Genomic DNA, 20,079 nt, shown 5'->3' on the forward strand with positions numbered 1-20,079 from the left:
GGGGGGCGGTCGGGATCGAGCCAGGCTGGTGGGACGAACTCGGGTGGCCGTCGCCGCTCTGTCGGACGGTCCAGTCGTTGTGGTGGATGTGTCGGTGGTGGTGTGCGCAGAGCAGCACGGCGTTCGTCAGGCTTGTGTCGCCGCCGTCGGCCCAGTGTCGGATGTGGTGGGCGTCGCACCAGCGGGGTGGGCGGTCGCAGCCGGGGAAGGCGCAGCCGCGGTCTCGTAGGACCAGGGCGCGTCGGAGGGGGCCGGTGATGAGGCGGCGTTGTCGGCCCACGTCGAGCGGTTGAGCGGCGCCGCCGAGGACGGCGGGCAGGATGCTTGCGTCGCAGGCGAGTCGGCGGACCGTCTCTGGGGTGAGTTGGAGGCCGGTGTCCAGGGTGCCGGCGTTGAGGTGTCGGGCCAGGGCGTCGAAGCTGGTGGTGATGACGATCTGGGCGGGCTCGCCGCCGTGCTCGGGTAGCTCACCGGTGCGCAGGGTGAGCCGGCAGAGGTCGGCGAGCGCGTCGTGTCGGCGTTGCCCGGGGGTGCGCGGGTCGTGCGGGCCCGATGGCGCGGTCAGCGGGTCGATCGCGGCGCGCAGCAGGCCGGCGGTCTCGGCGTCCAGGCTGCCGGTCAGCCGCAGGCGGCCATCGTGCAGCTCGGACAGGGTGACGTGACGGTCTTGGGCGGCTCGGTGGGTCTCGGCTTCCAGTGCGGCGCGGGCGGCGGCTTCGGCGGCTTCGGGAGCGACGTGGTCGAGGATTCGTGCGCTCAGCCTGCGGAGTAGCACGGGGTCGAACTGCCCTGCCCAGTCGACGAGCACGCCGACGGCCTTGTCGGCGGTCTCGGCGCCGGCGGTGGCGTGCACGGTGTTGATGGTGTCGCCGATGACCCGCGCCTGCTCCAGGCTGATGGCCCCGTCGGCCAGCGCGCGGCGCACTCCGGGGGCGCCGGCGTCCAGGGTGCTGGCGAGGTCGACCAGCCGCCGGGCGGTGGGGACGGTGAGCCGTAGTCGATCTCGCAGCCAGAGCGCCGTCGAGGACGCGCCCTGCGCGCGGGCGGTGCCTCGGCCGTCCAGCTCGCGCACGAGGGTCAGTTTGACGGCCGCCAGGCGCTGCTCGAGCCGGTGTGTGGCGTCGAGCGCCGCGACGAGGTCGTGCTCCGCGACGGCCCAGGTGGCCACGTCGAGGCACGCCGCCACCGCGTCCTCCGCCTGCGCCAACTCCTCGACCACGACCAGAGACTAGAACAGGTGTACGACAATCTCAGTCATCATGATCGATTGGACTGCCGCTGTCGTTTGGAGAGGCAGCGAGGCAGCGACCGCGACCCAGCGACCCCGACCCAGCGGCGGGGCCGGCCGGCGAGCGGAAACGCCGTGCCGGCCGGCGCGCGCCGCCCACTGTCCTAGAAGGTGTGCTCGGCGGCCGGGAACTCGCCGCCGCGGACCTCGTCGGCGAATCGACGGGTGGCGTCGGTGAGGGAGCCGGCGAGATCCGCGTACCGCTTCACGAAGCGTGGTGCCTTGCCGGTACGCAGGCCGGCCATGTCCTGCCAGACCAGCACCTGCGCGTCGGTGGCCGGGCCCGCCCCGATGCCGACCGTGGGGATCGGCAGCTCGTGGGTGACCTGCTTGGCCACCTCACCCGGCACCATCTCCAGCACCACCGCGAACGCGCCCGCCTCGGCCACCGCCCGCGCGTCGGCCAGCACCTCGTCGGCCGCGTCGCCCCGGCCCTGCACCCGGTAACCGCCCAGGGTGTGCTCGCTCTGCGGGGTGAAACCGATGTGCGCCATCACCGGGATACCCGCGCCGACGATCGCGGCGATCTGCGCGGCGCAGCGGCGGCCACCCTCCAGCTTCACCGCGTGGCAGCCACCTTCCTTCATGAACCGGACGGCGGTGCGCAGCGCCTGGGTCGGGCCCTCCTCGTACGAGCCGAACGGCAGGTCACCGACGATGAGTGCCTGCCGGGTCGCCCGTACGACGGCCCGCACCAGCGGGAGCAGTTCGTCGGCGGTGACCGGCAGGGTGGTCTCGTAGCCGAACACGTTGTTCGCGGCCGAGTCGCCGACCAACAGCACCGGAACTCCGGCCTGGTCGAAGATCGCCGCCGTGTACTGGTCGTACGAGGTGAGCATCGGCCACCGTTCGCCGCGCTCCTTGGCGGCGATGAGGTCGCGGGTACGGACTCGTCGCGTGGCCGGCCCGCCGTACAGGGCGGTCACCTCGTTCGGAGTGGACTCCACCATCACTGTCTCCTTCCTCGAGGCCGCCTGCGCGGTCCCCGGGTTCCGCAGCGATCGTCGCACCGCGGAAGGGGGTGACGGCAGGGCGCAGTGCGAGATGTCACTCCACCGCACCCGGGCGACTCAGCCGTGCTCGCGCCACCGGCTGGTGATCGGCAGCCGGCGGTCCCGCCCGAACGCCTTCATCGAGATCTTCGCGCCCGGAGCGGACTGCCGTCGCTTGTACTCGGCGGTATCCACCAGCCGCAGCACCTTGTCCACCACGGCCGGGTCGTGACCCGACTCGACCAGCCCGTCCCGGCCGAGGTCGCCGTCGACGTATCCGATCAGGATCGGGTCCAGCACGTCGTAGTCGGGCAGGGTGTCGCTGTCCAGCTGGCCCGGGCTCAGCTCTGCGCTCGGCGGCTTGCCGATCGAGTTCTCCGGGATCGGCGCGGTCTCGCCCCGCCGCATCGCGTCCGCGTTGCGCCACTTCGCCAGCCGCCAGACCAGCGTCTTCCAGACGTCCTTGATGGGGTTGAAGCCGCCCACCGAGTCGCCGTACAGGGTGGAGTAGCCGACCGCCAGCTCGCTCTTGTTGCCGGTGGTCAGCACCAGGTGGCCCTCCTGGTTCGACAGGGCCATCAGGATCACGCCGCGTACCCGGGCCTGAAGGTTCTCCACCGCCACCCCGGAGAGCGACAGGTTGGCCAGGAAGCCGTCCACCATCGGCTGGATCGGTTCCACCCGGTAATCCAGCCCGGTGCGCTTGGCCAGGTCGGCGGCGTCCTCCCGGGAGTGCTCCGAGGAGTGCTGGCTGGGCAGCGACACCCCGACCACCCGGTCCGGGCCGAGCGCGTCGACGGCGAGCGCGGCCACCACCGCGGAGTCGATGCCGCCGGAGAGGCCGAGGACCACCGACGGGAACCGGTTCTTGTTGACGTAGTCGCGCAGGCCGAGCACCAGCGCCTGCCACACCTCGGCCTCGTCGGCCACCGGCTCGATCGACCCGCCGATCGCGGGCGGCCCGGACGGCGTGGGCGGGATGACGTCCACCGTGCTGTGCACCACCCGCATGGCGTCCGCGACGGCCTCCACGGCCGGTATCTCGGCGGCGGCCGGGAGCTCCACGTCGTGCACGAGCAGGTGCTCGACGAACTGCGGGGCCCGGGTCAGCAGCTCACCGTCGGCGCCCACGATCATCGAGTCGCCCTCGAAGACCAGCTCGTCCTGGCCGCCGATCATGTTGACGTACGCGATGGCGGCGCCGGCCTCGGCGGCCCGGCGGCGGACCAGCGGCAGCCGGATGTCGTCCTTGTTCAGCTCGTACGGCGAGCCGTTGATGTTGACCACGAGGCCGACCCCGGCCTGCCGGGCGGCGGCGAACGGGCCGCCGGCCTGCCACAGGTCCTCGCAGATGGTCAGCGCGACGTCCACCCCGCCGATCCGCACGACGGTCAGCGTGTCGCCGGAGACGAAGTAGCGATCCTCGTCGAAGACGCCGTAGTTGGGCAGGTGGTGCTTGAAGTAGCGGGCGGCCACCGCGCCCCGGTGCAGCAGGGCGGCGGCGTTGCGGGCGCCCCGGCCCGGCTCGGCGTCCCCGCTGACCTGCGGCGGCCCGTCGGCGTCCAGGTAGCCGACCACGACCGGCAGCTCGCCGAGGCCGTCTGCCGCGAGGTCGGCGGCGAGCCGCTCCAGGGCGGCCCTGGACGCGGCGACGAAGGAACGCCGGAAGACCAGGTCCTCGACCGGGTACCCGGTCAGCATCATCTCCGGGAAGAGCACCAGCTGGGCGCCGGCGTCGGCGGCCTGGCGTGTCCAGCTGCGGACCAGGTCGGCGTTGCCGGCGAGGTCGCCGACGCTCGGGTTGACCTGGGACAGGGCGAGACGCAGGGTGGGCATGCCCTCATCTTGCCCCAGCCGCTCGGGGCGGACACGGCGCCCGGCGGGAGATGCGGGCCACGCGCCGCTGGGCTCGGCCACCCACCGGACGGCCGGCCCACGTCGGGCCGCCGTCCGCGCACGGGCACCTCGGCGGGCACGGCAGGACGGCGGCCGGGCGTTGGCGTAACGTCGGCGTAACCGGGCCCGTGGAGACTGGTCGGTCAGGCCCGGCCAGCCCGGCCGGTGATGGCAAACAGGTGTCGCGAGGGGTGGAAGTGGACCGTCAGCAGGAGTTCGTCCTCCGTACGCTGGAAGAGCGGGACATCCGGTTCGTCCGGCTGTGGTTCACGGACGTGCTGGGCACGCTCAAGAGCGTGTCGGTGGCGCCCGCCGAGCTGGAGGCAGCCTTCGAGGAGGGCATCGGCTTCGACGGCTCGGCGATCGAGGGCTTCGCCCGGGTCTTCGAATCCGACATGGTCGCCATGCCCGACCCGACGACCTTCCAGGTCTTCCCGTTCGAGGGCGGGGTCAGCGGCGAGAGCGCCCGGATGTTCTGCGACATCCTGCTGCCCGACGGGGGGCCTTCCTGGGCCGATCCGCGACACGTGCTGCGCCGGGCACTGTCCAAGGCCGCAGAGAAGGGCTTCACCTTCTACACCCACCCCGAGATCGAGTTCTTCCTGCTGGAGAACGGCCCCCAGGACGGCTCGGTGCCCATTCCGGTGGACACCGGCGGCTACTTCGAGCACACCACCCACGCCGTCGCCCGGGACTTCCGGCGGCAGGGCGTGCTGGCGCTGGAGCGGATCGGGATCTCGGTGGAGTTCAGCCACCACGAGGTCGCCCCCGGCCAGCAGGAGATCGACCTGCGTTACGCCGACGCGCTCACCACCGCCGACAACATCATGACCTTCCGGCACGTGGTCAAGGAGGTGGCGCTCTCCACCGGCGTGCAGGCGAGCTTCATGCCGAAGCCGTTCACCGACCAGCCGGGCAGCGGCATGCACACCCACCTGTCGCTGTTCGAGGGCGAGCGCAACGCCTTCCACGATAACGGCGACCCGATGAAGCTCTCCAAGGTGGCGAAGTCGTTCATCGCCGGCCTGCTGGTGCACGCCCGCGAGTACACCGCGGTCACCAACCAGTGGGTCAACTCGTACAAGCGGCTCTTCCCGCAGCACCTGCCGGACCGGATCACCGAGAGCCCGGCGTACGTCTGCTGGGGGCACCTGAACCGGTCCGCGCTGGTCCGGGTGCCGGCCTACGGCAAGCCCAACTCGGCCCGGGTCGAGGTCCGTTCGCCGGACTCGGCGGCCAACCCGTACCTCGCCTTCGCGGTGCTGCTCGGCGCCGGCATGAAGGGCATCGAGGAGGGCTACGAGCTGCCGCCGGGCGCCGAGGACGACGTCTGGTCGCTGACCAACGCCGAGCGGCGGGCGATGGGGTACGAGGCGCTGCCGGAGAACCTCGCCGAGGCGATCGACGTGATGGCCGGGTCCGAGCTGGTCGCCGAGGTGCTCGGCGAGCACGTCTTCGACTTCTTCCTGCGCAACAAGCGGGCCGAGTGGGAGCAGTACCGCCGCGAGGTCACGCCGTACGAGCGGCAGCGCTACCTGGCGCTGTAGCCACGGGGGCTGACGCCGTTGCGCGCTGCCGCTATCGTCTCGATCACCGCGCCGGTACCCCTCCGGGCGGAGAGTCGGGAGGCAGTCGGTGCTGGAGGATCTGCTAAGCGGTGCCTGGCAGAGCGTCGTGTTCGGTGTCGTCGGCGTGGGGCTGATGGCGGCCGGGTTCGGGCTGGTCGACCTGCTCACTCCCGGCCGCCTGCGGGACCTGATCTGGGTGGACCGCAACGCCAACGCGGGGCTGCTGCTCGCCGCCAACCAGCTGGGCATCGCCGGGATCGTCTTCACCGCGATCCTCACCAGCTACAGCGACTTCGGCAAGGGGCTCGCCTCCACCGTGGTGTTCGGGCTGCTCGGTCTGGCCATCATGGCGCTGGCCTTCGTGGTGCTCGACCTGCTGACCCCGGGCAAGCTCGGTGAGGTCATCTGCTCGCCGGAGCCGCACCCGGCGGCCCGGGTCAGCGCGGCCACCCACTTCGGCGCGGCGCTGATCGTCTGCGCCTGCATCGCCTGAGGGCGCATCGCCTGAGCGCGGTCGTCGTACCCCGGCCGTAGCGTGCCGGGCATGAACCGCACGGACCGCCTCTACGCCCTGGTCGAGGAGCTGCGGGCGATGTCGCCCCGGCCGCGCAGCGCCCGCTGGCTGGCCGCGCGTTTCGAGGTGAGCAGCCGGACCATCGAGCGCGACATCGGCGCCCTGCAGGAGGCCGGCGTGCCGATCTGGGCGGAGCCGGGGCGCACCGGCGGCTACGTGCTGGACCGCGCCCGCACCCTGCCCCCGGTCAACCTCACCGCCGCCGAGGCGGTGGCGATGGCCGTCGCGCTGCACCGGCTCGCCGGCACGCCGTTCGCCGGGCCCGGTGCCACCGCGCTGCGCAAGCTGGTGGCGGTCCTGCCGGCCGCCGACGCGGCCGAGGCGCACCGGCTCGCCGGCCGGGTGCACCTGATCGGCGAGGGGCCGGCCACGCCCGTCCCGGCCATCGTCGCCGACGCGGTCGCCGCGCGGCGGGTGCTGCGCATCCGGTACGCCGACCGCGACGGCGCCGATTCGGCACGCGACGTCGAGCCGCTCGGCTACCTCGGCAACCCTCGACACTGGTACCTGCTCGCCTGGTGCCGGCTGCGCGACGAGCTGCGCTGCTTCCGCACTGACCGGATCCGGGGCGTGCGGGCACTGCCCGAGGTGGTGGCCCGGGAGCTGCGGCCGGCGGATCTCGACATCCCGCAGGAGCGGGTCCGACGGCTCAGCCTGGTCTGAGTCCGACGGCCGGGCCGCGTCGGGCACGGCTCGGCCGGCGCGGACCCCGTCGGGTGATCCGGAAACACCGACAGGACGGTGTCGCGGACGGCCCCGAGACTGCTTTTGACGGCGGCCGAACGGCCGGCACGGGAAACCCTGGAGGCAGCAGATGTCCACGACGCCCATCACCTGGTTCGAGATCGGCACCGATCGGCCGGAGGAGGCGGAGCGCTTCTACGGCGAGTTGTTCGGTTGGACCTTCGAGGAGCAGGGCGCGGCCAACGGCGGGTCCTACCGGGTGACCGGCGCCGGTGGCGACACCGGAATCGGCGGGGCGATCCGGGCGACCGACGGGACGTCGCCGAACTACGCGGTGTTCTACGCCGAGGTCGCCGACGTGGCCCAGACCTGCCAGCGGGCCGAGGCGGCCGGCGGCAAGGTGCTGGTGGCGGCGCGTACGACCCCGAGCGGGCTCACCCTCGCCCATCTGCTCGACCCGGCCGGCAACCACCTCGGCGTGTTCACGCCCCCGCCCGCCCCCGCCGGCTGACGGTCTGGTCGGTGGCGGCCCCGCCCGGTCGGGCGGGGCCGCCGACGGTCACTTGCCGGCCGTACCGCCGGGGCCGCCGTGTCCGCCCGGCCCGCCGTGACCACCCGGTCCGCGGTGGCCGCCCGGGCCGGGGAAGACACCGGCCTCGACGGCCTTGGTGATCGCGTCGGCCTGCTCCTGGGTGAGCTTGCCGTCCTTGACCGCCTGGTCGAGCCGCTCCTTGAGCGCGGCCTGCCGGTCCTCGGTGGACGGCCGCTCCGGCCGGTCGGCGCGCTGCTGCTCGCGGACCTTCTCCAGCGCGGCGGTCACCTTGTCGGGGGAGACGCCCAGCTCCTTGGCGAGCGCCTCGGCGAACTCGCCCTGCCGGTCGGCCTTCGTGCCCGGGCCGTCGGCGGTGCTACTGGCGCTCGGCGTCGACGTGGCGTCCGCGGCGAACGCGATCGTCGGGGCCGCGATCCCCACGCCGAGGACGCCGGCGGTGGCCAGACCGGCCAGCAGGTGCTTCTTGCGGATGGTGCGGGACATGCTCTCCTCCAGATTCTCGGTGGTGCTGCGATGTCATCACCGACAGTGACCAGCCCGGCTGGGTGGAACCCGTGCCGAAGCTGTCCGCCAGCTGGCAATCCGGCCAGCCGAGTCGGACAAACGGGTTGCCTCGGTACGCCCGATGGGTGAGGGTGGTTCCTCGCCGTGCCCCGGTGGGCCGAGCCGTGCGGGCCCGGTCGACCGGGATCCACCGACGGAAGGCAGCCTCTCGTGACGTCCACACCGATCCGGGAACTCCCGATCACCGACCCGCAGGCCGGGCCGTACGGCATCACCACCGGCCCCGACGAGGCCCTATGGCTGACCCTGGTCCACGCCGGCGCGATCGCCCGGGTGGACGTGGATGGTTCGGTGCGCCGCTGGGCGGCCGGCGATCCGGGCAGCCGGCCCTTGATCGTCACGTCCGGTCCGGACGGCGCGCTCTGGTTCACCCGCTCCGGGGACGACCGGATCGGTCGGATCACCACCGACGGGGAGCAGCGCGAGGTCGCGTTGCCGGCGGGCACCGGCCCGTGCGGCATCGCCGCGGGCCCGGACGGCGCCCTCTGGTACGCCGGGATGAACTCCGACACCGTCGGACAGGTGAGCACCGACGGGGTGGTCACCGAGGTGCCGTTGCCGGTCTCCGGGGCGTTCGCCTCGATGGTGGCGGCCGGCCCGGACGACGCCGTCTGGTGCACCCTCAACCAGGCGAACGCGATCGCCCGGGTCGGCATGGACGGCGCCGTACGGGTGCACCCGTTGCCCACCGAGCGCGCCGCACCGGTCGGTATCACCGCGGGCGTGGACGGGGCGCTCTGGTTCGTGGAGATCGGGGCCGGTCAGGTCGGGCGGATCAGCCCCGACGGTCAGATCGAGGAGTACCCGCTGCCGGACCGGACGGCCCGGCCGCACGGCATCGTCGCCGATCCGTCCGGGGGCGCCTGGTTCACCGAGTGGGCCGGAAACCGCATCGGCCACGTCGACCCGACCGGCCGGGTCGACACCTACGAGCTGCCCACCCCGAACTCCGAGCCGCACGGCCTCACCGTCGCCCCCGACGGCAGCATCTACGCGGCCTTGGAGAACGGCCACCTGGCCCGCCTCACCTTGTGACGCGGGCGAGGGGAGCGGGTCAGGCGACGGCGGGGGAGACGGTGAGGGTGGCCGTGGTGGTGTCGAGGGTGGCCTGGGTGCCGACGGGGACGGTCAGCTGGCCGGGGCCGTGGCCGATCGGCAGTCCGCCGAGCACCGGTACGCCGAGGCCACCGAGGCGTTCGCCGAGTACGTCGACGATCGTCGTGTCCCAGCCGTCGGCGCAGTCGGTGAACTGGCCGACCGCCACCCCGGCCAACCCGTCCAGCGCGCCGGCCCGGCGCAGGTGGGTGAGCATCCGGTCGACCTTGTACGGAGGTTCCTGCACGTCCTCGATCAACAGCACCGCCCCGGTCAGGTCGGGCAGGTCCGGCGTGCCGATCGACGCGGCGATCATGCACAGGTTGCCGCCGAGCAGGGTGCCGGTGGCCCGACCCGGGACGCGGACCGGATAGGTCTCCTCGCCGGCCACCGCGGTGACCGTCACCGGTTCGGTCGTCATCAGCGCGGCGTGCAGCGACTCGGCCGAGCGCAACGGGGTGCGTTCATCCCGCCAGGCCGCCCCCGGGCCGTGCACCCCGGCGAGTCGGGCGCCCCGCCAGAGCGCGAACTGCAGCGCGGTGATGTCGGAGAAGCCCGCCACCACCTTCGGGTCGCGGCGGACCGCGGCCATGTCGATGGCGTCCACCACCCGCTGGGCCCCGTACCCGCCACGGGTGCAGATCACCCCGCGCACCTGCGGGTCGGCGAACGCGGCGTTCAGGTCGGCGGCGCGCAGCTCGTCCGCGCCGGCCAGGTAGCCCTGCCGGGCGTACGCGTTCGGCGCCGGCACCGGCCGCAGGCCCCAGCCGGTGAGCAGTTCCACCCCACGGGCCACCCGCTGCGGCGAGGTCGGCCCGGACGGCGACACCAGCAGCACCGTGTCGCCCGGGCGCAGCGCGGGCGGGCGGATGACGGTCAGGTCCTCGCTGATCACAACCGCAGAGCCTATCGACCCCGCTGCCTCGGGGCCGGCGCACGTTGGCGGCGGCGGAGCGCACGGGGCCGTGGCGGGGCGTGGCGCCCGGCGGCGCACCGGCTAGCCTCGACGGGTGGCAACCGCGCTGGTGATCGAGAACGACCCGTCGGACGACCTGCGCCGACTGGGCGAATGGCTGACCGAGGCTGGGCTGGAGCTGTGGGTGGTCCGCCCGCACGCCGGCGACGAGCTCCCCGCCGACCTGGAGGGGTACGCGGCGCTCGTGGTCCTCGGCGGCGAGCAGCAGGCGTACCCGCTGCCGGACGGCTCGCCCGGCGCACCCTGGTTCCCGGCGGTGGAGGGGCTGCTGCGCAAGGCGGTCCGCCACCGGGTGCCCACGCTGGCCGTCTGCCTGGGTGCGCAGCTGCTCGCCACCGCGCACGCCGGGCTGGTCGAGCGGAGCCCGTCCGGGCCGGAGATCGGCCCCGGCGTGGTCGGCCGGCGGGACGCCGCCGAGAACGACCCGCTGTTCCGGTACGTGCCGCTGATCCCGGACGTGCTCCAGTGGCACTCGGACGAGATCACCGAGCTGCCCCGGGGCGCCACCCTGCTGGCCGCCTCCACCCGCTACCCGAACCAGGCGTTCCGGCTCGGTGACCGGGCCTGGGGGCTGCAGTTCCACATCGAGTGCGACACCGCGATGATCGCCGACTGGGCCGCCGACTCGACGCTCCTCGCCGACCTGGGCTACGACCCGGAGCTGGTGGTCGCGGCCTGCGCCTCGGTGATGGTCGACGTGGAGGAGGTCTGGCAGCCGTTCGCCGCCCGGTTCGCCGCGCTGGCCCTCGGTGAGCTGGACGACAGCACCGTGCGGCGTGGCCTGCCGCTGCTCGGGCACTGATGAGCCGGCCGACCAGGGCGTCGGGCCGGCTCGCCCGGTACGGCTTCGGCACCGCCGAGGGCGACGGCGGGGCGCGCGCCGCCGACCTGCTCGGCCCGGACGGGCTGCGGTTGTGGCGGCCGGCGGAGCAGGAGCCGGTCGACGAGCCGGCCGTGGAGCTGCTCGCCGCGCTGTCCCGGGCCGCCGACCCGGACCTGGCGCTTCGCCAGCTGCACCGCATCGTCGAGGCCGAACGCCGCACGAACGGCGGCACCGCGCCCGGCGTGACCGACCCCGGGTCGCCGCTGCTCGCGGAGCTGCACGCCGACTCCGGGTTGCGGCGGCGGCTGATCGCGGTGCTCGGCGCCTCGTCGGCGCTCGGCGACCATCTGGTGGCCCACCCCGAGCACTACGCGGCGCTGCGCACCGCCCCGGACGGGCTCGCCCCCACCGCCGAGGGGCGGCTGGAGCCGGCCGGCGACGGCAACCCGGTGGCGGTGCTGCGGTCCGCGTACCGGCTGGCCCTGCTGCGGATCGCGGCGGCCGACCTGACCGGCGGGCGCGGCCTGGAGCAGACCATGGCCGCGCTCTCGGCGCTGGCAGACGCGACGCTGGCCGCGGCGTACGAGGTCGCGGTCGCGGAGCTGCCCGCGGGCACCGCGCGGCCCCGGCTGGCCGTGGTGGCGATGGGCAAATGCGGCGGCGACGAGCTGAACTACGTCTCCGACGTGGACGTCATCTTCGTGGCCGCCGAGGACGCCGACCTCTCCGCCGCCACCCTGGTGGCGACCCGGCTGATCCACATCTGCGGGCTGGTCGCCTGGCCGGTGGACGCGGCGCTGCGTCCGGAGGGCAACCGGGGCCCGCTGGTGCGGACCCTCGCGAGCCACCTGGCCTACTACCGCCGGTGGGCGCGCACCTGGGAGTTCCAGGCGTTGCTCAAGGCCCGCCCGGCCGCCGGTGACCTGCCGCTGGCGAAGGAGTGGATCGACCAGCTCGCGCCGCTGGTGTGGCGAGCGGCGGAACGGCCCGAGGCGGTCGAGGACGTCCGCGCGATGCGGCGCCGGATCATCGACAACATCCCGCCGAAGGAGCTGGAGCGCGAGATCAAGCGAGGCTCCGGCGGGCTACGCGACATCGAGTTCGCCGTTCAGCTGTTGCAGCTCGTGCACGGTCGCGGCGACGAGACGCTGCGGGTGCCCGGCACCATCCCGGCGTTACGCGCGCTCGTCGCCGGCGGCTACGTCGGTCGTGCCGACGGCGAGGCGCTGCTGCGCGGCTACCGCTTCCTGCGCGGCATCGAGCACCGACTCCAGTTGCAGGGCCTGCGCCGCACCCACACCGTGCCCACCGAGCCGGCCGCGCTGCGCTGGCTCGCCGCCGCGCTGGACTACACGGCGACGCCGGGGCGCAGCGCCGTGGAAGCCTTCCGGGCCGAGTGGGTGACGCACGCCGCCGAGGTACGCCGGCTGCACGCCAAGCTGCTGTACCGGCCGCTGCTGGAGTCGGTCGCCCGGGTGCCGGCCGACGGGCTGCGGCTCACCCCGGAGGCGGCCCGGCACCGGCTGGAGATCCTCGGCTTCGCCGACCCGGCCGGGGCGCTGCGCCACCTCCAGGCCCTCACCGGAGGGGTGAGCCGCACCGCGGCCATCCAGCGAACCCTGCTGCCGGTCCTGCTCAGCGAGTTCGCCGACGCGCCGGAGCCGGACCGGGGGCTGCTCAACTACCGGCAGGTTTCCGACAAGCTGGGCAGCACCCCCTGGTATCTGCGGCTGCTGCGCGACGGTGGCCCGGTCGCCCGACGGCTGGCCCGGGTCCTCGCCCTCTCCCGGTACGCCGCCGACCTGCTCGCGCGGGATCCGGAGGCGCTGCGGCTGCTGGCCGAGGAGAACGAGCTGGCGCCCCGCCCACGCGAGGTGCTCCGGGAGGGGTTCCTCGCGGCGGCGGCCCGGCACACCGACCCGGTCGAGGCCACCCGGGCGGTGCGCGCGTTGCGCCGCCGGGAGCTGGTCCGGGTGGCGTGCGCCGATGTGCTCTGCCGGGCCGGTTCGCTCGCGCCCACCCCCACCCGTACGGACGGCGGAACCCGGCCGGCCCCCGGGCTGGCCGACATCACCGCCGTCGGCACGGCGCTCGCCGACGTCACCGACGCCACCCTGGCCGCCGCGCTGCGAGCCGCCCAGGCCAGCCAGCCGGCACCGCCCGGACTGCGGTTCGCGGTGATCGGCGTGGGCCGGCTCGGCGGGTACGAGTCGAACTACCTCTCCGACGCCGACGTGCTCTTCGTCTACGACCCGCCCGCCGGGAGCAACGAGAGCGCGGCCAGCGCCGCCGCCCACGCGATCGCCGAGGAGCTGCGCCGGCTGCTCGGCGTGCCCGCGCCCGACCCGCCGCTCGGCGTCGACGCCGACCTGCGCCCCGAGGGCCGGCAGGGCCCGTTGGTGCGCAGCCTCGCCGCCTACGCCCAGTACTACGCCCGCTGGTCGCGCGTGTGGGAGGCCCAGGCGCTGCTGCGCGCCCGGTTCGTCTGCGGTGACGCCGACCTGGGCGCCGAGTTCGAGGCGCTGATCGACCCGGTGCGCTACCCGGGCGAGGGGCTCACCCGCGAGCAGGTCGTCGAGATCCGCCGGATCAAGGCCCGGGTGGAGACCGAGCGACTGCCCCGCGGCGCCGACCCGGCCACCCACACCAAGCTGGGCCGCGGCGGGCTGGCCGACGTGGAGTGGGCGGTGCAGCTGGTCCAGCTCCGGCACGCCGGCGCGGTCCCCGCGCTGCGCGGCACGCGTACCCTCGACGCGCTCGCGGCCGCCGAGCGGGCCGGCCTGATCGACCCGGCGGACGCCGCCGAGATGGCGGCCGGCTGGTCCCTGGCCGCGCAGGTCCGTAACGCGTTGATGCTGGTCCGTGGTCGGGCCGGCGACCAACTGCCCCGGCACGGGGTCGAGTTGGCCGGGGTGGTCGCGCTGCTCGGCCGGGACGACCCGGGGGAGTTCCTCGACGAGTACCTGCGCACCGGCCGCCGCTCCCGCGCTGCGGCGGAACGGGTCCTCGATGCCTGACGCGCTGACCCAGCCGACCGGTACACCGGCCGGCCGGCGGACCGGACGCGCCCGATCCCCGTACGCGGTCTGGGCGCCGGCTGCCGGGGTCGCGGTGTTGCTCGCGGCCGTGTTCCTGCTCGCGCCGCGGATGGGCACCGACCTCGCCGCCCAGGTGGCCCGTGCCGAGTTCGCCGACCGGTACGGTGCCACGCCCCTCGACCTCGGCTGGTACGGCGGCGTCAACCAGTACGGCTACAGCCTGTTCACGGCCCGGTTGGGCGCACTGATGGGCGTGCGTCCGCTGGCCGCCGTGGCCGCCGTGCTCGGCGCGGCCGCGCTGGGCTGGCTGTTCCACCGGAATCGGGCTCGCCGGCCGCTGCTGGCCGGTGTCCTCGGTGCCGTGGTGCTGGTCGGCAACCTGGCGAGCGGCCGGATCACCTTCGCCGTGGGGCTGACGTTCGGGCTGCTGGCGCTCTGCGCGGTCAGCGCGGAGCGTCCACCGCGTTCGGTACGGCTGGCGCTCGCCGCCGGCTGCGCCGCTCTGGCGACGGCGGCGAGCCCGGTCGCCGGCCTGTTCACCGGGCTGGCCGGCGGGGCGTTGCTGCTGGCCGCCCTGCGTCGCGGTGACGGGCCGGGCCGCCCACTGCCGGGTGGCTGGCGGGCGGAGCGACCGCTGGCGGAGGGCGTCGTCCTGGCCGTGGCACCCGCGGTCACGCTGGCTCCGATCGCGTTGTTCTTCGGCAACGGAGGCACCCAGCCCTACTCGGCTGAGTCGATGCGGATCAACGTCGCGCTCGCGGTGCTGGTGGGCGTCGTGCTGCCCCGTCGTCGCCGGGTGCTGCGCGTCGGCGCGGTGCTCACGGTGCTGCTCCTGGTCGGGGCCTACTACGTGCCCAGCCCGATCGGTTCCAACGCGTTGCGCCTGCCGATGCTCTTCGCCCTGCCCGTGCTGGCCGGGTACGCCCCGCTGCCGGGGCCGTGGCTGGCCGGTCTGCTCGCCGCGACCGTGTGGTGGCAGTCCCCGGTGATGGTGAGCGACGTCGTCCGGGCCGGCGCCGCGGAGAGTGCCCCGGCGTTCTACCGGCCGCTCGTCGCGGAACTGGAGCGGCGGCAGCCGGTCGGGCGGGTCGAGGTGGTGCCGCTGCGGGACCACTGGGAGTCGGCGTACCTGCCACCGACCGTGCCGCTGGCCCGCGGTTGGGAGCGCCAGGTCGACAGCGATCGCAACGCGCTGTTCTACGACGGCGGCCTGAGCGCGGAGACCTACGAACACTGGTTACGCGACGTGGCGGTGACCTACGTGGTGCTCGCGGACGCTCCCGCGGACCGCTGGGGCCGCGACGAGGCCGAGCTGATCCGCGCCGGGCTGCCGTACCTGCGGGAGGTATGGCGTGATCCGACCTGGCGGATGTACGCCGTGGTCGATTCGACTCCGCTGGTCGGGGACCCGGGCCGGCTCGTCGCCGCAGACCGGGGCTCGGTCCGGTTGACCGCCGCGCCGAGCGACGTGCTGGTTCGGGTCCGCTGGTCGCGCTGGCTGTCGCTCACCGGCCCGGACGGCTGCGTGCGGCCCGGCGCGAACGGGTGGACCGAGGTGCGGGTTCGCGCGGCCGGTGACTACTCGATCTCCAGCGGCCTCGCACCGGCGAACCACTGCTGACCGGTCGGGGACGCTCTCCGGCCGGGTGCCTGCCGTCGGCTCCCCGCCGACGGGCTGGCAGCATGTCGGACGTGCCTCACCACCTCGTGCGCTGGACCGGCCTGGCCGGCTCGACGCTGCTCGCGCTGTCCGCCTTCCTCGGGGGCGCGTTTCCCGGCGGCCCGCTGCGCAGCACCCCGGTCAGCATCTGGCAGGGTCCGAACGGACCGCTGATCCTCGCCGCGTGGGCGGTCGGCACCGGCCTGATGGCATACGCCTGGTGGGCTCTGCGCGACGGGGGGCCGTCGACCCGCTGGGCCCTGGTCACCGTGGGGCTCTGGCTTCTGCCGCTGCTCGTCGCGCCGCCCACCGGCAGCCGGGACGTGTACGCGTACGCCTGCCAGGGCGCCAGCTTCGTCGGCGGCATCAGCCCGTACGAGCAGGGCGTCTCCGCCCTGCCCTGTCCCTGGCTGGACACGGTCTCCTACATCTGGCGGGACACCCCGGCGCCGTACGGTCCGCTCTTCGTGCTCATCGCGGGTGCGGTGGTCAAGGTCGCCGGTTCGCTGACCGCCAGCATCGTGCTGTTCCGGGCGTTGTCGCTGGTCGGCGTGGTATTGAGCGCGTGGGCACTGCCGGCGCTGGCTCGTCGAGCCGGCGTGCCGGCCAAGCGGGCGGTGTGGCTGGCGCTGGGCTCCCCGCTGGTCGCCGCGCACCTGATCGGTGGCCCACACAACGACGTGCTGATGCTCGCCGCGCTGGTCGGTGGGCTGGCCGTGGTGGCGTCCTGGCCGGGACGGCGTGGGCTGCTGCTGGTTGGCGGGGTGCTGCTCGGTGTCGCGGTGGCGATCAAGGTCACCGCCGTGGTGGTGGTGCCGTTCGCCGCGTTGGCGGCCACCGCCGGACCGTTCCGGATCCGGACTCTGATCCGCGACGGCGGCTGGGTGGTCGGCGGCGCGGTCGCCACCGTTGTGGGCGTGACCGCCGCCGGTGGGCTGGACTTCGGCTGGGTGGGCGGGCTGTCCCAGGGAGGCGCCGCCGTCGCGTGGACATCCCCGCCGACAGCGGTCGGACAGACGGTCGGCATTGTCGCGGCGCTGTTCGGCGGGCACGTCGACGCGCTGCCGGTGACGCGCGGGATCGCCGTCGTGCTCCTGGCCGTGCTCCTGGTCTGGCTCTGGTGGCGGGCTCGCACCCGCGATCCGCTGTTCTACGCCGGCCTCGCGCTCGCCCTCACGGTCGCGCTCTCTCCCGTGGTGCATCCCTGGTACTGGACCTGGCCGTTGTTCGTGCTGGCGGCCACCGCCCGGCGGACCCGGTGGTTCACGGTGGTGGCCCTGGTCGCGTCGTTCCTGGTGCTGCCCGATGGCACCGGCCTGCCCCGGTACACCAAGACGGTCGGGGCGCCGCTGATGACGCTGTTGGTGATCGTGCTGGTCATCCGGTTGGTACGGTCGGCTCGGGCGGCCCGCCAGCCGGTCGCCGCCGACTGAGGGAAGGTGCGCCGGTGACCGCTCCCGGCGCCCCACCAACCGCCGCTCCCGGTCCGCTGACGGCGCGTGCCGCCCGGTACGGCGGCCTGGCAGGCGCGGCCCTGCTCGCCGTGGCCGGGTACCTCAGCGGGGCGCTGGCCGACGCCCCGCTGGGCGCGACGCCGGTGTCGATCTGGCGCTCCCCGGGCGGCCCGGCGACGCTGATCTGCTGGCTGGGCGGCACCGCACTGCTGGTCGGGGCGTGGTGGTCGCTGCGCGAGGGCGCGCCGTCGACGCGGTGGGCGTACGTCACCGCCGGCCTGTGGGCGTTGCCGCTGCTGCTCGCGCCGCCGCTGGGCAGCCGGGACGTGTACTCGTACGCCTGCCAGGGCTGGACGTACGCGCACGGCCTCGACCCGTACGCCACTCCGGTGGCGGCGGCGGGCTGCCCGTGGCTGGACACCGTGGCGTCGATCTGGCGGGATACCCCCGCCCCGTACGGGCCGGTCTTCGTGTTGCTCGCGGCGCTCGCGGTCGGCCTCGGCGGCGGGCTCACCGGGGCGATCGTGCTGCTGCGGGTGATCGCGGTGGCGGGCCTGCTGCTGGCCGCGTTCTGTCTGCCCGCGCTGGCCCGCGCGGCCGGGGTGCCGACCCGACGGGCCGCCTGGCTGGCGCTGGCCAGCCCGCTGGTCGGGGTGCACCTGGTGGCCGGCGCGCACAACGACGCGGTGATGCTGGGCCTGCTGCTGTGCGGGCTGCTGGTGGTGATCCGCCGGCCGGGCCGACCTGCGGCGCTGCTGCTCGCCGGGGCGCTGCTCGGGCTGGCGGTGACGGTGAAGGCGAGTGCCGTGGTGGTGGTGCCGTTCGCCGCGCTGGCCGCGGTGCACGGCCGGTACACCGTGCGGGCGCTGCTGCGCGACGGCGGGTGGCTGGCCGGCGGGCTGCTCGCCGCGCTGCTGGCCACCTCGGCGCTGTCCGGCCTCGGGTTCGGCTGGGTGGGCGGGTTGACCCACAGCGGGGACTCCGAGCAGTGGACGTCGCCGCCCACCGCGGTCGGTTTCGTCGTCGACTACGCGGGCGCGCTGGTCGGCGGGGAGCCGGCGGCGGTGCCGGTGGTCCGGGCGGTCGCGCTGCTGCTGCTCGCCGGAGTGCTGGTGGTGCTCTGGTGGCGGGCCTGGCGGACGCTGCGCGCGTCGAACGACGTCCGGGTGGCCCGGATCGACGCGACCCGCCCCCGGGTGGCGCTGCACGGCGCGGCGCTGGCGCTGGTCGCCACCGTCGTCCTGTCCCCGGTCTTCCACCCCTGGTACGCGACCTGGCCGCTGGCGCTGCTCGCCCTCACCGCCATGCGGACGACGTGGTTCGTGCTGCCGGCGGCCGTGGCGGCCTTCCTCGCACTACCCGACGGCACCAACCTGGCCCGCTTCACCAAGGCCCCCGGCGCCGTGGCGATGACCGCCCTACTCCTGACTGTGCTCCTGCGCGCCCTGCGCCAGCATCCCCGACCGCGCTGATCATGAGGTTAGCGGCGGGCGCCGCAGGCAGGGCAGGAGGCGCGGGGTCGGGCCAGTCGGGCGCGCAGGGCGAGCGCCAGCGGCAGCAGGGCGGGGCCGACCAACGCGACCAGGACAGCCGTCGCGGCGAGCGCCGCCCAGCTCGGGACGAGCCTGCTCGGCAGGCCGTCCGCCGCCCCCGCCAGCGGCTGCAGGGCCAGCAGGCCCACCGGTGTGAGCAGGATCAGGCCGGCCCAGCCGCCCCGGTGGTCGCGGCGCAGCGCCAGCCCCGCGCCGAGCAGCACCAACACGGCGAGCACCGCCACGGCGGCGCTCGGCAGAACCGGGACCACGGTCCAGGTGTAGTAGCTCGAGGCGAACACGTCCGGGGGCAACAGATTCGTCCCCGCGAGGCTGGCGGCGCCAGCGGCGACCAGCGGCACCGCCCGCAGCGGCGCCGGCAGCCCGTCGGATGCGCCGAGCGCGACCAGGCCCAACGCGACCTGCGGTAGCAGCACGAACAGCGGCGGACGCGGCAGGCCGGTGAGTGCGGCGGCGGGGACGAGTGCGACCGTGAGGAGCACCGCGAGCGTGATGGCGCGCCGGGTCCACCGACCGGGCGTCAGGGCATGCACCACCGCGGCGAGCAGCCAGGCGGTCCACGCCATGATGCCGAGCGAGACGAACGGCCCGGCGGCTGGCTCGCCGAAGCCGGGCGGAGCGGGGCGTAGCTCCAGCACCGCCCAGACCCCGGCGAGCGAGGTGGCGGCGAGGAGGGCCAGGACAGCCGCGAGGCGTACGCCTGGCACCAGGTCGGCCGCGCCGGCAGCGCGCACCCGCTGGCGGAGCCCGCCGCGCAGGACGTCCGCGGCGTCCGCGGGCGAGGGCCAACGCCGACCGGGTGCGGCCAGGTCCAGGTAGGTGCCGACGATTTCGGCGCCGCGGGCGCGCCGGTAGTCGGCGGGGTAAATGCGCAGCAGCCGGAGGTAACGGCGTTCCAGGTCGTTCATGCCAGCCCTCCGGCCGTGCGCGGGGTGATCGGGTGGGCGGCGCGAGTCCGCCTGGACAGCCGCGCGGTGGCGGCTTCGACGTTACGGCGCAGCCGCTCGGTCTCGGCGCTCAGCGTGGCGTCGCCAGCGGGGGAGAGCCGGTAGTAGCGGCGCAGCCGGCCGTCCACCACCTCTTCCCGGTCGACCTCGACGAGGCCGGCGTCGACCAGCCGGTCGAGCGCCCCGTAGAGCGTCCCGGGGCGGAGGGACACGCGGTTGTCGGAGAGGGTGGCGACCTCACCGATCAGCCCGTAGCCGTGCATTGGCTCGGCGGCGAGCGCGGTGAGGATCAGGAAGGTGGGTTCGCGCAGCGGTGTTTCCACCGCCTCAATATATCGGAGACGAAGGTATATCGGGGGGCGTTATAAAGCGGCTGGGTCGGCTCCGCGATCGCGGAGCCGACCCCGCCCGGGG

Annotated in this window: 17 protein-coding genes; 10 read left to right on the plus strand and 7 right to left on the minus strand. The window is 74.6% G+C overall.

Features of this window, described 5'->3' with window-relative positions:
- The 3 genes from ACWD5O_RS34760 to ACWD5O_RS34770 form a co-directional block, all read right to left on the minus strand.
- Positions 1-1,219 (minus strand): DUF222 domain-containing protein (locus tag ACWD5O_RS34760; protein WP_450087898.1); only part of this gene is annotated, 1,219 nt, incomplete at its 3' end.
- A 173-nt stretch (positions 1,220-1,392) separates the two neighbouring features.
- Positions 1,393-2,238, minus strand: a complete 846-nt coding sequence (gene panB / locus ACWD5O_RS34765) for a 3-methyl-2-oxobutanoate hydroxymethyltransferase (RefSeq protein ID WP_450087899.1) — start codon at positions 2,236-2,238, stop codon at positions 1,393-1,395.
- 120 nt (positions 2,239-2,358) lie between these two features.
- Entirely contained in the window at positions 2,359-4,116 is a 1,758-nt protein-coding gene (locus tag ACWD5O_RS34770; RefSeq protein ID WP_450087900.1) for an NAD+ synthase, read from the minus strand.
- A gap of 257 nt (positions 4,117-4,373) precedes the next feature.
- On the opposite strand from ACWD5O_RS34770, the gene glnA reads away from it, so the two are divergent.
- The 4 genes from glnA to ACWD5O_RS34790 all read left to right on the plus strand — a co-directional run bounded on the left by glnA (position 4,374) and on the right by ACWD5O_RS34790 (position 7,513).
- Complete coding sequence (glnA, locus tag ACWD5O_RS34775) at positions 4,374-5,723, plus strand: type I glutamate--ammonia ligase (protein ID WP_354968527.1); 1,350 nt, start codon at positions 4,374-4,376, stop codon at positions 5,721-5,723.
- Positions 5,724-5,811: 88 nt separating this feature from the next.
- A complete protein-coding gene (locus ACWD5O_RS34780; RefSeq protein WP_450087901.1) occupies positions 5,812-6,237 on the plus strand; it encodes a DUF350 domain-containing protein in 426 nt (141 codons plus the stop codon).
- 51 nt (positions 6,238-6,288) lie between these two features.
- A complete protein-coding gene (locus ACWD5O_RS34785) occupies positions 6,289-6,981 on the plus strand; it encodes a helix-turn-helix transcriptional regulator (protein WP_450087902.1) in 693 nt (230 codons plus the stop codon).
- Between the two features lie 151 nt (positions 6,982-7,132).
- Positions 7,133-7,513: a VOC family protein gene (locus ACWD5O_RS34790; protein WP_354968530.1), complete on the plus strand. Its 381-nt coding sequence runs from the start codon at positions 7,133-7,135 to the stop codon at positions 7,511-7,513.
- Positions 7,514-7,561: 48 nt separating this feature from the next.
- Here ACWD5O_RS34790 and ACWD5O_RS34795 read toward each other — a convergent pair whose 3' ends face one another.
- Positions 7,562-8,038: a hypothetical protein gene (locus ACWD5O_RS34795; protein WP_450087903.1), complete on the minus strand. Its 477-nt coding sequence runs from the start codon at positions 8,036-8,038 to the stop codon at positions 7,562-7,564.
- Positions 8,039-8,269: 231 nt separating this feature from the next.
- On the opposite strand from ACWD5O_RS34795, the gene ACWD5O_RS34800 reads away from it, so the two are divergent.
- Positions 8,270-9,154, plus strand: a complete 885-nt coding sequence (locus ACWD5O_RS34800; RefSeq protein WP_450087904.1) for a virginiamycin B lyase family protein — start codon at positions 8,270-8,272, stop codon at positions 9,152-9,154.
- A gap of 19 nt (positions 9,155-9,173) precedes the next feature.
- Here the strand turns inward: ACWD5O_RS34800 and ACWD5O_RS34805 are convergent, their stop codons facing one another.
- On the minus strand, positions 9,174-10,109 hold the full coding sequence (locus ACWD5O_RS34805; RefSeq protein ID WP_450087905.1) for a S66 peptidase family protein: 936 nt from the start codon (positions 10,107-10,109) through the stop codon (positions 9,174-9,176).
- A 115-nt stretch (positions 10,110-10,224) separates the two neighbouring features.
- On the opposite strand from ACWD5O_RS34805, the gene ACWD5O_RS34810 reads away from it, so the two are divergent.
- The 5 genes from ACWD5O_RS34810 (at position 10,225) to mptB (ACWD5O_RS34830) (ending at position 18,637) form a co-directional block, all read left to right on the plus strand.
- On the plus strand, positions 10,225-10,992 hold the full coding sequence (locus tag ACWD5O_RS34810; protein WP_450087906.1) for a type 1 glutamine amidotransferase: 768 nt from the start codon (positions 10,225-10,227) through the stop codon (positions 10,990-10,992).
- Positions 10,992-14,030, plus strand: coding sequence for a bifunctional [glutamine synthetase] adenylyltransferase/[glutamine synthetase]-adenylyl-L-tyrosine phosphorylase (locus ACWD5O_RS34815; RefSeq protein WP_450087907.1), 3,039 nt, complete (start codon positions 10,992-10,994; stop codon positions 14,028-14,030). The genes ACWD5O_RS34810 and ACWD5O_RS34815 overlap by 1 nt, the downstream gene beginning before the upstream one ends.
- A complete protein-coding gene (locus ACWD5O_RS34820; protein WP_450087908.1) occupies positions 14,023-15,672 on the plus strand; it encodes a hypothetical protein in 1,650 nt (549 codons plus the stop codon). The genes ACWD5O_RS34815 and ACWD5O_RS34820 overlap by 8 nt, the downstream gene beginning before the upstream one ends.
- 71 nt (positions 15,673-15,743) lie before the next feature.
- Complete coding sequence (mptB, locus tag ACWD5O_RS34825) at positions 15,744-17,144, plus strand: polyprenol phosphomannose-dependent alpha 1,6 mannosyltransferase MptB (protein ID WP_450087909.1); 1,401 nt, start codon at positions 15,744-15,746, stop codon at positions 17,142-17,144.
- Between the two features lie 14 nt (positions 17,145-17,158).
- Entirely contained in the window at positions 17,159-18,637 is a 1,479-nt protein-coding gene (gene mptB / locus ACWD5O_RS34830) for a polyprenol phosphomannose-dependent alpha 1,6 mannosyltransferase MptB (RefSeq protein ID WP_450087910.1), read from the plus strand.
- Between the two features lie 8 nt (positions 18,638-18,645).
- Here mptB (ACWD5O_RS34830) and ACWD5O_RS34835 read toward each other — a convergent pair whose 3' ends face one another.
- Together ACWD5O_RS34835 and ACWD5O_RS34840 are read right to left on the minus strand one after the other, a co-directional pair.
- Positions 18,646-19,626: a hypothetical protein gene (locus ACWD5O_RS34835; protein WP_450087911.1), complete on the minus strand. Its 981-nt coding sequence runs from the start codon at positions 19,624-19,626 to the stop codon at positions 18,646-18,648.
- Positions 19,623-19,988 carry a PadR family transcriptional regulator gene (locus ACWD5O_RS34840; RefSeq protein WP_450087912.1) on the minus strand — a complete coding sequence of 122 codons (366 nt, stop codon included), beginning with the start codon at positions 19,986-19,988 and terminating at the stop codon, positions 19,623-19,625. Before ACWD5O_RS34840 ends, ACWD5O_RS34835 begins: the two co-directional genes overlap by 4 nt.
- Between the last annotated feature and the right edge of the window lie 91 nt (positions 19,989-20,079).

The sequence above is a fragment of the Micromonospora sp. NPDC005161 genome, from assembly GCF_053599855.1.